At 66.6% G+C, this 15,122-nt stretch carries 14 protein-coding genes and 1 riboswitch; of the genes, 5 read left to right on the top strand and 9 right to left on the bottom strand.

Translation table 11 applies throughout. From position 1 onward, the window contains the following. Positions 1-90: 90 nt before the first annotated feature. Positions 91-185, bottom strand: a riboswitch (TPP riboswitch). 82 nt (positions 186-267) lie between these two features. Continuing rightward, positions 268-918: a TetR/AcrR family transcriptional regulator gene (locus CA260_RS02135; RefSeq protein WP_111980810.1), complete on the bottom strand. Its 651-nt coding sequence runs from the start codon at positions 916-918 to the stop codon at positions 268-270. A 98-nt stretch (positions 919-1,016) separates the two neighbouring features. Between CA260_RS02135 and CA260_RS02130 the strand changes: the two genes are divergently transcribed. The 3 genes from CA260_RS02130 to CA260_RS02120 all read left to right on the top strand — a co-directional run bounded on the left by CA260_RS02130 (position 1,017) and on the right by CA260_RS02120 (position 3,532). Then, entirely contained in the window at positions 1,017-1,352 is a 336-nt protein-coding gene (locus CA260_RS02130) for a hypothetical protein (RefSeq protein WP_146745271.1), read from the top strand. Between the two features lie 165 nt (positions 1,353-1,517). Next, on the top strand, positions 1,518-2,177 hold the full coding sequence (locus CA260_RS02125; protein ID WP_111980808.1) for a protein-L-isoaspartate O-methyltransferase family protein: 660 nt from the start codon (positions 1,518-1,520) through the stop codon (positions 2,175-2,177). Positions 2,178-2,203: 26 nt separating this feature from the next. Further along, entirely contained in the window at positions 2,204-3,532 is a 1,329-nt protein-coding gene (locus tag CA260_RS02120; RefSeq protein ID WP_111980807.1) for a TolC family outer membrane protein, read from the top strand. A gap of 67 nt (positions 3,533-3,599) precedes the next feature. Here CA260_RS02120 and waaA read toward each other — a convergent pair whose 3' ends face one another. After that, positions 3,600-4,865: a lipid IV(A) 3-deoxy-D-manno-octulosonic acid transferase gene (waaA, locus tag CA260_RS02115; protein WP_111980806.1), complete on the bottom strand. Its 1,266-nt coding sequence runs from the start codon at positions 4,863-4,865 to the stop codon at positions 3,600-3,602. A 127-nt stretch (positions 4,866-4,992) separates the two neighbouring features. Between waaA and lpxL the strand changes: the two genes are divergently transcribed. Beyond that, the gene (gene lpxL, locus CA260_RS02110; protein WP_425479671.1) at positions 4,993-5,919 is read left to right on the top strand and encodes an LpxL/LpxP family Kdo(2)-lipid IV(A) lauroyl/palmitoleoyl acyltransferase; all 927 of its coding nucleotides are present in this window, start codon (positions 4,993-4,995) and stop codon (positions 5,917-5,919) included. Positions 5,920-5,994: 75 nt separating this feature from the next. On the opposite strand, the gene CA260_RS02105 is transcribed toward lpxL, so the two are convergent. The 6 genes from CA260_RS02105 to CA260_RS02080 all read right to left on the bottom strand — a co-directional run bounded on the left by CA260_RS02105 (position 5,995) and on the right by CA260_RS02080 (position 11,066). Further along, a complete protein-coding gene (locus tag CA260_RS02105) occupies positions 5,995-6,783 on the bottom strand; it encodes a glycosyltransferase family 2 protein (RefSeq protein ID WP_111980805.1) in 789 nt (262 codons plus the stop codon). Further along, entirely contained in the window at positions 6,780-8,051 is a 1,272-nt protein-coding gene (locus CA260_RS02100) for an O-antigen ligase family protein (RefSeq protein WP_111980804.1), read from the bottom strand. Before CA260_RS02100 ends, CA260_RS02105 begins: the two co-directional genes overlap by 4 nt. A gap of 60 nt (positions 8,052-8,111) precedes the next feature. Then, on the bottom strand, positions 8,112-9,239 hold the full coding sequence (locus CA260_RS02095; RefSeq protein ID WP_111982963.1) for a glycosyltransferase: 1,128 nt from the start codon (positions 9,237-9,239) through the stop codon (positions 8,112-8,114). A 97-nt stretch (positions 9,240-9,336) separates the two neighbouring features. Then, positions 9,337-9,543, bottom strand: a complete 207-nt coding sequence (locus CA260_RS02090) for a zinc-finger domain-containing protein (protein ID WP_038623211.1) — start codon at positions 9,541-9,543, stop codon at positions 9,337-9,339. Positions 9,544-9,822: 279 nt separating this feature from the next. Further along, positions 9,823-10,416 carry a YceI family protein gene (locus CA260_RS02085; RefSeq protein ID WP_111980803.1) on the bottom strand — a complete coding sequence of 198 codons (594 nt, stop codon included), beginning with the start codon at positions 10,414-10,416 and terminating at the stop codon, positions 9,823-9,825. Positions 10,417-10,472: 56 nt separating this feature from the next. Further along, a complete protein-coding gene (locus CA260_RS02080; protein WP_111980802.1) occupies positions 10,473-11,066 on the bottom strand; it encodes a malonic semialdehyde reductase in 594 nt (197 codons plus the stop codon). Between the two features lie 135 nt (positions 11,067-11,201). Between CA260_RS02080 and CA260_RS02075 the strand changes: the two genes are divergently transcribed. Next, positions 11,202-12,179 carry a mitochondrial fission ELM1 family protein gene (locus CA260_RS02075; protein ID WP_111980801.1) on the top strand — a complete coding sequence of 326 codons (978 nt, stop codon included), beginning with the start codon at positions 11,202-11,204 and terminating at the stop codon, positions 12,177-12,179. Between the two features lie 16 nt (positions 12,180-12,195). On the opposite strand, the gene glnE is transcribed toward CA260_RS02075, so the two are convergent. Continuing rightward, complete coding sequence (glnE, locus tag CA260_RS02070; RefSeq protein ID WP_111980800.1) at positions 12,196-15,045, bottom strand: bifunctional [glutamate--ammonia ligase]-adenylyl-L-tyrosine phosphorylase/[glutamate--ammonia-ligase] adenylyltransferase; 2,850 nt, start codon at positions 15,043-15,045, stop codon at positions 12,196-12,198. Positions 15,046-15,122: the final 77 nt, after the last annotated feature.

Raw genomic sequence — 15,122 nt, 5'->3', positions numbered from 1 at the left:
TGTTGGGGATTCCGCACAGGAACGCGCGGGGTGTTGCGAACGGATTCGCATACCAGCAACAGAAGCGACGGCGCCGGACGCACGGGTTCCATGCCGTGCGGCGAAGCTCCCTACAGCGGTACTAGCCGCATCAGGTTCGAAGGGACTCTCTCAGCCGGCTGTCACCGGCACCCCCGCTTCAAGGGGCCTATTTGAGCACGAAGCGGGGTTGGTCGCGAGTGCGACGAGGACAAGCGGCCGGAGACGGACGCGGCCGTGAGCAGTTTTTCAGCGCGGCAGGTAGGCGCGCAGGAACATGTCCACGCCGTCACGGGCGGTCTGTTCCAGCTCGACGGCGTAGGACTGGGCGCACTCTTCGCAGCCGAACATGCGGCGCAGAAGCATTTCACCCTTGATCAGGGAGGTGAACTGGCCGGCGGCGCGCGAGACGTTGGCGATATCCAGCTTGCCGTCGTCAACCGCCTGTTGCAGCAGGCGTTTCATCAACGCATGGCCACGCTCCGGACCCTCCTCCCACAGCAGCCGGCCATAGCGCGGGTTGCCTTGGCGGCAGTCGCTGAGGATGGCGCGGAAGGTGCCGACGTTCTGCACGTCGCAGTCCAGGCGCACGTGATGCAGGGCAATGCGTTCCAGCGTCACGCGGATGTCTTCGCTGGCGACGTATTGGTAGGTGTCTTCGGGGAGGATGTCCTGGATGCGCGCGCGGATGACCTCGCGGAACAGGTTGTCCTTGTCGCCGAAGTGGCTGTAGACGGTGAGCTTGGAAACGCCTGCCTCGGCGGCCACGGCATCCATGCTGGTGCCCGCGAAGGCATTGCGGATGAACAGGGCCTTCGCGGCCTCCAGGATCGCCGCGCGCTTTTCCATGTCCTTGGGACGGCCAGGTCCCTGGGGCTTGGTCTGCGGGATCGTGCTCATGGCTATACCTTCGAAAATGGCTTCACAAATGAATAACTGCCGTTTAGTATACGGGACGGTTTAGTTATTTTCCACGGCCACGATACACGGCTTTCCTCATGTCCTCCACTATCGCAGAACTTTCCCTCAGTCCGGCATACCGTCTCGCCCAGCGTGCGATGGCGTGCTGGCTTGAGCGCGGGCAGATCGGCGCCCGCCAGGCGGCCTTTGCGGCCCGCTCGGCGCTGGCTGGCCTGGATGCCACCGAGCGCGGCCGGCTGGCGCGCTGGCTGGCCTGGCTTGCCGTCGCCGCGCAGAGTCGCAGCGAGGAATCGCCGCTGGGTCGGGTGCGCCGCCTTGACGCGAACTTGCACCAGACGGTGGAAGATGCCCTCGCCCGCCTGCCGGCGGACATACTCGGGGCACCTTTCCAAGTTCATCGCCGCAGCGCGTAAGTGTCCGCGGACACCGCGCCACGCATGACTTCCGTCAACCGAGCGCGATGACTTCCGGCACTTCGTAGCATCAGGGGCAGGCCGCAGGCTTTGCACATTGTCGGAAAGTGGCTAAGCGCTTATGCTTTTTAGCCTTTTTTTCGATCCGATCAGGACGTAAGCAAGATGGCAATGAACTTCGATCAGGCGCGGGTCAACATGGTGGAAAACCAGGTGCGCCCCTGGGAGGTGCTGGATGCACGCGTGCTCGACGTGCTCGGCAGCGTGCGCCGCGAGGATTTCGTTGCCGCCGAGCATCGCCAGCTTGCCTTCGCCGACCTCGCCCTTCCGCTGGGCCACGGCGAAGTGATGATGAAGCCGGTGGTCGAGGGTCGCGTGCTGCAGGCGCTGGAACTGCTGCCGACCGACCAGGTGCTGGAAATCGGCACGGGTTCGGGTTTCCTCACGGCCTGCCTCGCCAAGCTGTCGGCGGGCGTCACCAGCGTGGACATCCATGCCGACTTCATCGCCGCCGCGGGTGAGCGCCTTGCGCACGCCGGCATCGCCAACGTGAAGCTCGAAGTGGGTGAAGCCGTGTCGGCATGGCAGCCGAACGGCGTGTTCGATGCGGTGGTGGTGACCGGTGCGGTTTCCCAGATTCCGCAGCGTTTCCTGTCCTGGCTCAAGCCCGGTGGCCGCCTGTTGGTGGTCCGTGGCGAGTCGCCGGTGCAGCAGGTGCTGCTGCTTACCCATGAAGGCAACGGCCGCTACCGCGAAGAGTCGCTGTTCGAAACCGACCTGCCGTACCTGAAGCACGCCGAACCGCCGCGTCGCTTCGTTTTCTGACCCATTCCCCAAACATGAGGCAACCCATGCGCTTGAAGCTTCTGACCCTTGCCCTGGCCCTGTCGGCGCTCCCGCTGGCCGGCCACAGCGAGGACTTGCTGGATGCATACCGAGAAGCCCGCGCCAATGATCCGGTGCTGTCGCAGGCGGAAGCTACCCGCCTGGCCACCGGTGAAGGCGTCAACCAGGCGCGTGCGGTCATGCTGCCTCAGCTCAACGGCACCTTCAGCCTGACCCAGCAGTCCACCGGCAGCAACCTGGCCAACGGCACCATCCAGGGCCAGGGCCACTCGCGCACCCGCGCGCTGTCCGCCACGCTGGACCAGTCGATCGTCGACCTGAGCCAGTGGGCCAACCTGTCGGCGGCCCACTCGCAGGCGTCGGCGCAGGACTCGACCTACGAAGCGTCGCTGCAGAACCTCTACGTGCGCGTCACCACGGCCTACTTCAGCGTGCTGACCAGCCAGGACGCGCTGGTGTTCGCCAAGGCCAACGAAGATGCCTACAAGGAGGCCTATGACCAGGCCGACCAGCGCTTCAAGGTGGGCCTGTCCGCGGTGACCGACGTGTACCAGGCCAAGTCGTATTACGAGCTGGCCAAGGCGCAGACCATCGCTGCCCAGAATACGCTCAACGACGCCAAGGAAGCGCTCACCCAGATCACCGGCAAGCCGGTGACCGACCTCAAGAAGCTGCGCGAAGACCTTCCGCTGACGCCGCCGAACCCGTCCGATCCGGACGCCTGGGTGCAGTCCGCGCTGAAGACCAACGCCACGATCCAGGCCGGCCAGTACAACGTGCAGGCCGCCGAGCACACCATCGACGCGGCGCGCGCAGGCCACCTGCCGACGCTGAGCGCCTCGGTGTCGCGCGGCAAGGACACTACCTGGCTTGAGAACGGCAGCTCCAACGTGCGCGGCAACGGTGACTACGGCACCACGGTCGGCCTGCAGGTGAACATCCCGATCTTCTCGGGTGGCGCCACGCAGTCCAAGGTGCGCCAGTCGATCTACCAGCGCGACGAGGCCCAGGATTCACTGGAGTCGACCCGTCGCCAGGTCGTGCGCGACACGCTGAACTTCTACCGCTCGGTGCTCGCCGGCATCAGCCAGGTGGAAGCCAACAAGGCATCGGTGGATTCGGGCCAGAAGGCACTGGAAGCCACCCGCGCCGGCTTCGACGTGGGCACCCAGACCATGCTGAACGTGCTCAATGCGATTCAGACCCTGACCCAAGCCGAGAGCAGCTACTCGCAGTCGCGCCACCAGCTGGTGCTCGACCAGCTGCAGCTCAAGCAGTCGGCCGGCTCGATCGACCTGAAGGACATGGAGATGGTCAACGCGATGCTGCAGTAACAGCATCGGCGTATCCCACGAAAAGGCCGGGCCATGCCCGGCCTTTTTCATGCGGACGGATGGACGTCTATTCCTGCAGCAGACGGTCGATCATCCCCATCACGCGCTTCACCGCGCCACGCTCGCTGTCGAACACGATGCGAGCCACCATGCCCATGCGGTCGCGGCGCGGTTCGTCGCGCAGCAGCTGCAGCACATGCGCACCAAGTTCCTCGGCGCTGCTCACCCGGGTGGCGCCGCCTTCCTGGATCAGCGTGAGAGTGATTTCCTCGAAATTGAACGTGTGCGGCCCGACCAGCACCGGCGTGGACAGCGCCGCCGGCTCCAGCACATTGTGGCCGCCGATCGGAACCAGGCTGCCGCCGACAAAGGCCAGGTCCGAGGCCGCATAGAACGGCATCAGCTCACCCATCGCGTCGATCACGAACACCTGGTGCGACGCCGAAGGCACGCGGTCAGCACTGCGCGTGCCCACGGTGAAGCCGAGGCTGCGCGCCGAGTTTTCGACCAGCTTGAAGCGCTCGGGGTGACGCGGCGCGATCAACAGCAAGGCATCGGGCCAGCGCGTGAGCACCTCCAGATGCGCCTCCAGCACAGGCAGTTCCTCGCCTTCGTGCGTGCTGCCGGCGATCCATGCGGGACGCAGGCGGCCCCACTGGTGACGCAGCTCGTCGCCCTTGAGCTCGGCGTCGTAGGGCACCGGCATGTCGAACTTGAGGTTGCCGGTCACCACGATCTTCTCGGGATCGGCGCCGAGCTCGCGATAGCGTGCGGCGTCGGTGCGCGACTGCGCGGCGATCTGGCTGACGCAACCGAGCGCGCGCGCCACCAGGCTGCCCATCGGCTTGTAGCCGCGCAGCGAACGCTCCGACAGGCGCGCGTTCACGATCATCAACGGGATGCCGCGATTGCGGCAGGCGAAGTAGAGATTCGGCCAGATCTCCGTCTCCACGATGATCGCCAGGCGCGGACGCACGCGGCGCATGAAGCGCGTCACCGCGAACGGCAGGTCGTAGGGAAGATAGACGTGGAACACGCTGTCGCCGAACAGCTGGCGCACGCGCTCGGAGCCGGTCGGCGTCACCGTGGTGACCACCAGCGGCGCGTTCGGATAATCGTTGCGCAGCGCCTTGATCAGCGGCTCGGCGGCATTGACCTCGCCGACCGATACCGCGTGTACCCACAGGCTGCCGGCAAAACCCGGCGCCTCGAAGAAGCCGAAGCGCTCGCGCCAGCGCTTGTGGTAATCGCGGTAACGCACGCCACGCGCCAGCAGCCGCAGCACGATGATCGGCGTCACCAGGTACATCGCGAGGGTATAGAGGTAGAGCAACGGCTTGCCCTTGGACGCGGTGCGCCAGTATATCGGCTAGTCGTGGCGCACCGGCCCTGCGTCTTTTCGGCTCCCGCCTTGATCTGCGCGGCTCGCCTCGATTTGGCTTGTTCCCTACAATCGCGCGATGCCTGGCATGTCCCGCCCCTCTTTCACGCGTTCCCTGCTCGCGCCTCAGCACTGGCCAGGCTGGCTCGGCGTCGGCGTGGTGTGGCTCATTGCCCGCCTGCCCCGGCCCTGGCTGATGGGCCTCGGCCGATTCCTCGGCCAGCTGGTGCAACGCGTGCCATCGCCGCGCCGGCATATCGCCGAGGTGAACATCGCGCTGTGCTTTCCGGAATTGTCGAAAGCCGAGCAGGCCGGGCTGGTGAACGCGCATCTGCGCGACATCGGTCTGATGATGGTGGAGTTCGCGCTCGGCTGGATGGGCAGCGAACGCGCCATCGCCGACGTGCCCGTCACCGTCGAGGGCCTGGAGCATCTGGAAGCGGCGCGCTCGCAGGGCAAGGGCGTGCTGCTGGTGGGCGGGCACTTCTCGCACCTGGAACTATGTGCGCGGCTCGTGTCGCAGCGCATCCGCATTTCCGGCATGTATCGCAAGATGGATTCGGCGGCGTTCGAATGGGCCGTGCTGCGCGCGCGACTGGATTACGCCGAAGCGATGTTCGACAAGGACGACATCCGCGGTACGGTGAAGTACCTGCGCGGCGGCGGCACGCTCTGGTATGCGCCCGACCAGGACATGCGCAGCAAGGACAACGTGTTCGTGCCGTTCTTCGGCATACCGGCGGCGACCATCACCGCCACGCATCACCTGGCCCGGCTTTCCGGCGCGCTGGTGATGCCGTTCTTCCATCGTCGTCTTCCGGGCAACGCCGGCTATGTGCTGCGGCTCGGTGCGCCGCTGGAAAATTTCCCCAGTCGCGATCCGCTCGAAGACACCGCACGCGTCAACGTCGCGATCGAGGACATGGTGCGCGCGGCGCCCGAGCAGTATCTGTGGGTCCACAAGCGCTTCAAGACGCGGCCGGAAGGAAGTGTTTCGGTCTACTGACCTGGCGGCAGGCGATGGAGTCGACTGCATGATCCTTGCGTCGAAGTCATCGGCGCACGGTGACGCCGCCTCGCGTCACGACTTGTTGCCGGTATCCTCTTTCGAACGACGCGCCGCGTGCTCACGCGCCTCGTGCAGCTTCGCGTACTTGAGAAAGGCGTAGAACGCGCCGGTGACGCTGGCGATGAAGCCGGCCCAGCCATTGAGGAAGTAGCGCTTGCCGATGTACTGGCGCAGGAAGAACACCGGCGGATAGAACACCATGCGCAGGCCGGTGAAGCGCTGCCGCTTGCGCAGCTTGTACGCCACCATGCCGGTGGTATAGCGGTTGATCTTCTCCACCCGGGTCGCGATGTCGCCGTCGCCGTCGTTGACGAAGTCCGCGCGCCACAAGGTCCTTACCGGGCCGCGCACTTCCACGGCGGAGTGCACTTCCACGTCGTTCATGCCGCCGCGCCGCCGATCGAACAGGCGCAGGTGGCCATTGCGCCAGCTCCAGCGGTGCTGCACGGTCCAGAACATGCGTTCGCGCCGCGGCAGGCGGAAGCCGGCATGGCGTGGTGCGGTCAATGCGTGCTCGATCTGCTCGCGCGTGCCCGGCGAGAGCATCTCGTCGGCGTCGAGGTTGAGGATCCAGTCGTGGCTCGCCATGTCGTAGGCGCGCTGCTTCTGCGGCCCGTAATCATCGAACGGATGGACGGCCGTACGAGCGCCGTGCCTGCGGGCGATGGCCAGCGTGTCGTCGGTGGAGCCCGAATCGAGCACGACGATCTCGTCCGCCCAGTCCACCCGGCTGAGGCAGGCGTCGAGCGTATCGGCGTTGTTGTAGGTGATCACCACTACGGACAGCGGTTCGCGCTTCATGCCTTCGCCTCGTCGCAGCGCGGAACGACGTACAGGGCCGCGCACCACAGGCCCAGCAGCCAGGCGAACAGCAAACCCCACCAGGCCGAATAGAAGGCCAGGTGCGTATTGAGCGGAAACAGCATCACGGCCAGCGCGAGCGTCGCCGGGAAGGCACGCTCCCGCGCGGCGGCGCCGACATGCCGCCAGGCCCTTGTCGCCAGCATGATCGCCGCGAGCCAGCACAGCAGGCCCAGCACGCCGGTTTCGGTCAGCACTTCCAGCACCCATTGGTGCGCATGGCAGGCACCCTCGCCCACCCCGCAGGCTTCTTCGCTCACGACGAAGTGATCATTGGGCGGCGCGTACCGCGGGTACGCGTTGCGGTAAGCGCGCACGCCGACGCCGTTGATCGGATGGCCTTCGAACATCGCGATGCTGGTGCGCCAGATGTCCAGGCGGCCACTGGTGGCCCAATCGAACGACTCGCCGGTGCCATGCACCGCCTGCAGCGTGCGATCCATGCGCTCGTGGAAACGCCCGGAGGTTTTCCACGCCACGCCGCCGGCGGCCAGCAACACGGCGAGGCCGGCGCAAGCCACCACAAGGAAGCGTCCTGGCGACCGGACGACATGCCAGGCATAGCCCACGCCTACCAGCAGATAGCACAGCCAGGAGGCGCGCGAGCCCGACATCAGCACCGGCCCCAGCAGCAACAGGAACGCGATCAGCAGCCCCTTGATGCCCCACCGCTGACGCGCGGCCCACAGCGCGAACGGCGATAACACCGACAAGGTCGGACCGAGCTTGAGGTTGGCGGCGCCGAAGATGCCGGAGATGCGCTCGGGCTCCGCACGCCCCGCCAGACTCCAGCCGGTCAATGCCTGCATCCAGGCATCCAACGCCCAGAACGCCACGACGGCAGCGACGGCGACATACAACGCATCGAGCTTTTCCACGCGACGGATCGCGAAGCATGCGTAGAGACCCAGTGGCACGTAGCGCAGCAAGGCCGCGACAGTCGTCCAGCTCTTGCCGGGCGCCAGCGAATCCACCGCCGACAACAGCGCCGCACCGACATAGGCGGCGAGCAGCCACAGCAGCAGTCGTGCGCCCGCATGCTCGTGCAATGCGGAAGGATGCCGGGCGAACAACAGCACCGTGCCGATCAGGCAGAGGAAGGTGCCCAGTTCCGAGCTGCGCCCGAACGGCAACAGGGCGATCACCAGCCAGAACGGCAGCAGGGGTGAACGCAGGGCAGCCTTCAGGGAAGCGGTGAATGAACTCATGCAGGCGTCGGTCGATTACGGCAGACGCATTGTAGGTGAGCCGTACGCCGATCCGGCCGGTCAGGCCGCGGTGAGTTCGTCGTAGAGGGCCAGGGTGGCCTGCTGCATGTCGCTGAGGCGATAGCTCTGCAGCATGGGAATGGGCGGCGCCACGCGCAGCAGCTCGGCGGCGCGCTCCACCAGTCGCTCCTGGTCCGATGGCGGCACGCGGCCGGCGGGGTACAGCTCCGCCAGCAGCTCACCCACGCCGCCGTGCGCGTAGCCCAGCACCGGCCGGCACAGCGACAGCGCCTCGATGACCGTACGGCCGAACGACTCGGGCTTGTTCGACAGCTGCAGCACCAGCGAGGAAATGGCGTAGATGTCGCGCACGTCCGCACGCGGCGGCGTGAGCACGACCTGCGAATCCAGCCCGCGGCTGTGGATCATCTCACGCAGTTCCGCCACGTAAGCCTCGCGACCCGGCTCGATCACGCCGAGCAGCAGGAGGCGCACGTCGATGCCGCGGCGCTTGAGCTCCGCCACCAGCTCGATGGCGTCGTGGTGACCCTTCAACCGCGTGCCGCGACCGGGCAGGGTCAGCAGCGGCGCGCCCACCAGGGCGGGAAATTCGGCAAAGAAGGCCTTGTGCCAGCCGTCATCGGGACGGTGACCGTACGGGAAGGCGTCCGGGTCGATGCCGCGCGGGATGACGCGTACGCGCGACGGCTCCAGCCAGGTGTAGTGGCTCAGCATGTAATCGCGCAGGGTCTGCGAGACCGCGATCACTCGTTCGCCGCGCAGCAGGATGGAGCTGTAGCGTCCGGGCGTATTGAGCCCGTGCACCGTGGTCACGAAATGCGGCGAAGGCTTCAGGCCCTTGATCGCCCACCAGCCCACCCAGGCCGGCAGGCGCGAGCGGGCGTGCACGATATCGGGCTTGAGCTCGCGCAGCACCCGGCGCAGCGCGCCCACTTTCATGAACGTGCCCAGCGACTTGCGGCCGATGTCCAGCGTGATGTGGCGGCTGCCTTCGGCCTCCAGCTGCGACACCAGGCGGCCGCCGGCGGAAATCACCACGGACTGATGACCGGCCGCCACCAGCGCACGCGCGATTTCCAGCGCGGAACGCTCAGCGCCGCCCGATTGCAGGGCGGGTATCAGCTGAACGACGGTCAGGGACCTCGCTGGCGTGGCGACTGCTGACATGATGGGTTCGTAAGGTGCCTTCATCCCTAGAGGCAAGCAGCAATCGTGCCTAAACGTACCCGAGTGACAGTTTCAAACGAAACCATCCGGGGAAAAGTCAGTCCCGCAGCACGTAATGCGCGCCGCAATAAGGACAAGTCGACTCGCCGCCGTCTTCAACGACCGGCAGGTAGACCTTCGGATGGGAGTTCCACAGCGCCATGCCGGGCATCGGACAGGACAGCGGAAGGTCCGCGCGCGTCACTTCGTAACGATTTTCGGCATTCGCGGGGATCAGCGGGGCAGCCGCAGGGGAAGGCGACATGGGGGTCAAACTCCATCAGGACACCGGGCCGAACATGTTAACAGGCGGACTGCGCGCCGCGGTGGCCAAGGCGCCTGCCCATGGTCGCAGGCGCGATCCGTGCCGCCGGGCCATCGGCCCCGCCAGCACGGGGATCCGGGCGCAAACGACGCCCGGAAAGGCGGTCGGAACGCCGGGCGACCCGCCCTGCCGCACAGGCCGTCAGGCAGCCCTCTGCGACACGCATGAAAAAGCCCGCGCCATCGCGGCGCGGGCTTTCCATCGGCATGCAGGGCAAACTTACTTGGCGGCGTCGGCCTTCGGCACCGAGGCTTCGGTGGTGATGCGCACCTTGAGTTCATCGCTCACGTTGGGCACGTACGCGCCCACGCCGAAGTCGGAACGCTTCAGCGTGGTCACGGCGTCGAAGCCCACGGTCGGCACCTTCAGCATCGGATGCTCGCCGCTCTTGTTGAGCGTGGCATCGAGCACCACCGGCTTGGTCACGCCGTGCACGGTGAGGTCGCCGGTCACCTTGTACTTGTTGCCGCCCACGGCCTGCACCTTGGTGCTCTTGAAGGTGATGGTCGGGTACTTGTCGGCGTCGAGGAAGTCAGGCTTCTTCAGGTGCTCGTCCAGCTTGGACACGTGCGTGTCCAGGTCGGCCAGCGGCAGCGTCACGTCCACCGACGACTTGGCCGGATCCTTCTCGTCGAACACCAGGGTGCCTTCGCCCAGGCCGAGGTTCGCGGTCGGGTTGGAGAAACCGAAATGGTTCCAGCTGAAGAGCACGAAGGTGTGGCCCGGGTCGAGCTTGTAGGTGACCGGGGCCGCCTGGGCGGTGACGGCAGCGCCGAGCAGGCCGGCGAGAACGAGGTAACGAAGTGCACGCATGTAGAACTCTCCTAGGGTTTTGTGGGGACTGCGCGGAACGGTCGAGCCGATGAGGCTCAGGCGATGCGGCAGGCCTCGTCGAAGCTGAGACGCGGGCTGCGCGGGAACAGGTCACGGCTGGCGTCGCCGTAGCCGATGTTGATCAGGAAGTTGGACTTGATGGTGGTGCCGGCAAAGAAGGCCGCATCCACGCCGGCATTGTCGAAACCCGACATCGGGCCGCAATCCAGGCCGATCGAACGCGCCGCCATGATCAGGTACGCACCCTGCAGCGAGCCGTTGCGGAACGCGGTGGTGTCGATCAGCGGCTGGTTGCCGGCGAACCAGCTGCGCGCATCGGCATGCGGAAACAGCTGCGGCAGCTTTTCGTAGAACTCGTGGTCGGTCGCCACGATGGCGGTGACCGGCGCGGCCATGGTCTTGGCGCGATTGCCCTCGGAGAGGAATGGCGACAGCGTTGCCTTGGCCTCCTTCGACTTCACGAATACCACGCGCATCGGCGAGGAGTTGGCGCTGGTCGGGCCGAACTTGGCCAGCTCGTAGAGCTCGTGCAGCTGCTGGTCGCTCACCTCTTTCGGCAACCACGCGTTGAAGGTGCGTGCGCTGCGGAACAACTGGTCGAGGGCGGCCTCGGAAAGCATCTCGCTCATGGGTATCCTTCAGTTAAGGACGCGCCACCGGTGGCGCAACATCCTCAAGTGTAAGCGCGGTTGCGGCCAAACAGGACCCAGGCGAATGAAACGAACTGTGCTGCCCAGGGAAACAATGCCGCCGGTCACACGACCATGCTGAAGTTGCATGGCGACTGCTGGGTGATCACCGATGCGGCGGCAGGCAACCAGCGCCAGGCCCTCGCGCTGGCGCAGCGGCTGGAGATGCCGGTACGCCACCTGCAACTGGAGCCGGGCGCGCCCTGGTCGTGGCTGTCGCCGCGGCTCACCATCGGTGCGCTGTCCGCGCTTTCATCCGCGCAGCGGCAACAATTTGCGGCGCCATGGCCGACGGTCGCCATCGGTTGCGGCCGCATGTCGGCGCTGTATACGCGTCTGCTGCGCAGGCTGGGCGGCGGGCGTTGCTACACGGTGCAGATACTCGACCCACGCATCGACCCGACGCATTGGGACACCGTCATCGCTCCGCGCCACGATCGGCTTTCCGGTCCCAACGTGCTGCAGCCGCTGGGCTCGTTGAATCCGGTCGATGACGATTGGCTGCAGGATGGCCGCGACGCGGACCCGGGTTTTGCGGAGCTGCCGCGGCCACGCGTCGGCGTGCTGCTCGGCGGTCCCCGCCAGGGCGTGGTGTTCGACGACAACGCCATCACGCGGCTCGCCGACCGATTGCTCGCCCGCCAGCGACAGGAAGGTGGCAGCCTGCTGGTGCTCGCCTCGCGACGCACGCCGCGATCATTGATGACATTGATGCGGCAGCGCCTCGCGGGCATGCAGGGCCTGGTCTGGTCGGGCCAGGACGATGGCAGCAACCCGTATCCAGGTGTGCTGGGCTGGGCCGATCGCCTGGTGGTCACGCCCGATTCGGTGAACATGCTGTCGGAAGCCTGCGCCGTCGGCTGTCCCGTGCAGACCGACGTGGTCGGCGCCCTGCCCGCGAAGCTGGAGCGGTTTCATCGTGCGCTGCGCGATGCAGGCCGGCTGCACGATCTCGATACGGCAGTGTTTCCGCAGGTCGAACCTTTGCGCGAAACCGTCGCCATCGCCGCGCTGTTGCGCGAGCGCATCGCGGCGCGTCAGCAGCAAGGCTGACCGGCGATCGTGTTCGTCAGAAGTCGAAGCCCAGTTCCCTCGACACATCCTGCACCTGCACCGACAACCGCTCCAGCTCGGCGTCACGCGGAGCGATCCGCGAGCGGAGATCCAGCGTGCAGGCGAGCGCGCGGTGCAACAGCACGGCGTGCGCCTCGGCGAGCAGGCCGGCCTGGCGGCCATCGAGCAGGCCCACGTTGCGGCACGCTTCGATCAAGGCCGCGTTGGCGGTGGCGTTGAGCAACGCAGGATGGTCGGAGGCGTGCGCGAGCACCAGCCCCTGCAGCGCAAACTCGATATCGAGCAGGCCGCCCAGGCCCTGCTTGATGTCGAACTGGATGTCGTCCGAACGGTCACGCTCCGCGCGCCAGCGCTGGCGCATGCTGCTGACTTCCCGCAGCACCGATGCACGATCGCGCGGCACCGCCAATACCTCGCGCCGTACCGCGGCGAGTTCGGCATGCAGCGCAGCGTCACCAGCGATCGGGCGCGCGCGCAGCAAGGCCTGGTGTTCCCACGTCCACGCGCGGCTCTTCTGGTAGCCGGTGAACGACTCGAGGCTGCTCACCAGGAGTCCCTTGGAACCGTCCGGACGCAACCGCGTATCCACTTCGTACAGACGTCCCGCGCGGGTAAGCACGGTCAGCCAGTTCATCACGCGCTGCGCGAGGCGCTGGTACCAGCGCGAGCCTTCCAGCGAACGGGCACCATCGCTCATCGCATGCGAACGCCTGGTGTCGTAGACGAATACCAGGTCGAGGTCGGAAGCGAAGCCCAACTCCTCGCCGCCGACGCTGCCGTAGCCGAGTACGGCAAAACCCGAGCCTTCGCCAGGCAGGCGTCCATGCTGCGCGGCAAGTTCACGCTCCGCCAGCGCAGTCACGGCGATCACGATGGATTCGGCGAGCACCGCGAGGCGGCGCGCCGTGGCCACTGCGTCGGCACGACCGTCGATGAAGGCAAGACCCAGGCGAAACGCCACGCTGGCCTTGAATTCATTGATCCGCTCGAGCTCCGCCTCGGCTTCGCGCTCATCCAGCGTGGTCAGCACACGGGCGATCTCGGCGCTGATGTCCGCGCGCTTGAGCGGCAGCTGATCGATGCGAGGATCAAGCACGTCATCCAGCAGCAAGGGTTGTGCGATCACGCGCTCGGCGAGAAAGCCGCTCTCGCCGAACAGACGCGCCAGGCGCAACCGCGCCGCCGGCTGCTCTTCCAGCAGGGTGAGGTAGGAGGAACGCCGCGCCACCGCCTGCACCAAGCGGCACAGGCGAAGCAGGCATGGCACCGGCGCCACGCTGCCGCGCGCCACGGTCAGCAGCTGCGGCATCAATCGATCAAGCTGCTCGCGCGAACGCTGGGACATTGCACGCACCGATGCGGCCTGCGAGAGCTTCTGCAGCGCTTCGGCCACTTCGCCGCCAGGCACGAAGCCGGAGGCCTCCATCGCAGCGGCGTCCAGCGTTTCCACGCAGGCACGCTGCCAGAGCGCGACGCCTTCCACCGGCGCGCTCGCGGTCCGTCCACCTTCGGGCATCAGCACTTCGGCGAACTCCTCGCTGACGTGCGCGCGATGCATGGCGAGCTGCGCTTCCAGTTCCTCCCACGAGGCATGGCCCAAGCCGAGCGCAATGCGTTCGCGACTGAGCGCGTCCTCGGGAATGTCGTGGGTCTGCGCATCGCGCAGCATCTGCACGCGGTTTTCCACGCGGCGCAGGAATACATACGCCTCGCGCAGCGCGCGTGCACGCGCCGCGCTGATGTGGCCGCGCGCCTCGCAGGCCGTCAGTGCCGGCAGCAGGCCGCGCACGCGCAGCGAGGGCTCGCGGCCGCCGCGGATCATCTGCATCAGCTGCACCACGAATTCGATCTCGCGGATGCCGCCTGGTCCCAGCTTGAGGTTGTCGGCCAGATCCTTGCGCGCGACTTCGGCATCGATCAGCGATTTCATCTCGCGCAGGCCGGCGAAGGCCGTGTAGTCGAGGTATTTGCGGTAGATGAAAGGCCGCAGCAGATCCTGCAGTTCCTTGCCGGCGTTGCGATCGCCCGCCACCGGACGCGCCTTGATCCACGCGTAGCGTTCCCAGTCGCGTCCTTCGCTCTGGTAGTACTGCTCCATCGCCGAGAATGGCAGCGCGAGCCGGCCGGCATTGCCGAACGGGCGCAGGCGCAGGTCCACGCGTGCGCAGATGCCGTCGACGGTAGGCTCGTTGAGCAGGCGTACCAGCTGGCGCGCGAGGCGCACGAAGTACTCGCTGTTGTCGAGCGAACGCGTTCCATCGCTCTGGCCGCCATGCGGATACGCCAACACGAGGTCGATGTCGGAGGAGAAGTTCAGCTCGCTGCCGCCGAGCTTGCCGAAGCCCATCACCACCATGCGCTGCAGTTCGCCTTCGTGGCTGCGGCTGTGTCCGTAGCGCACCGCCAGCGCACGTTCGGACCAGCCGAGCGCCGCGCCCAGCAGCATTTCGTACAGCACGCTGGTGGCTGACAGCGTTTCGGGCAGTTCGTCCAGCCCGTTGATGTCGCGGAACACCAGGCGCAGCGCCTCGGCGTGACGGAACTGTCGCAGTTCGGTGAAGCACGCGGCTTCGTCCTCGGACAGCTTCAGCGAATCGATGCGCGCGCTCGCATCGCCGCCCGAACGCAACCGTTCCAGCCCTTGCGGCGCCAGCAGGTGCGGCTGCCGGAACCATACGTCGAACGCGAAGTCGCTGGCGAGCAGGGTGCAACGGATGCGCTCGGCGACGCCGGCATCGTCATGCAGCGGCACGCCGAGCGCACGGCAACGCGCGGCCAGTTCGCTGTAGCGGTCGTCGATCAGCGCACGCAGCGCCGGGGATTCCTGGGGCCTGGGAACGGTCATCCAGCGATTGTGCCGTACTGGCGGGCGGGCTGCCGACTGCCCGGCCCGCCCAACATGACGCCACGATGACCGCGGGC

Source organism: Dyella jiangningensis (assembly GCF_003264855.1).
Classification (GTDB): Bacteria; Pseudomonadota; Gammaproteobacteria; order Xanthomonadales; family Rhodanobacteraceae; genus Dyella; species Dyella jiangningensis_C.
This window is presented reverse-complemented; position numbering and strand designations above follow the sequence as displayed.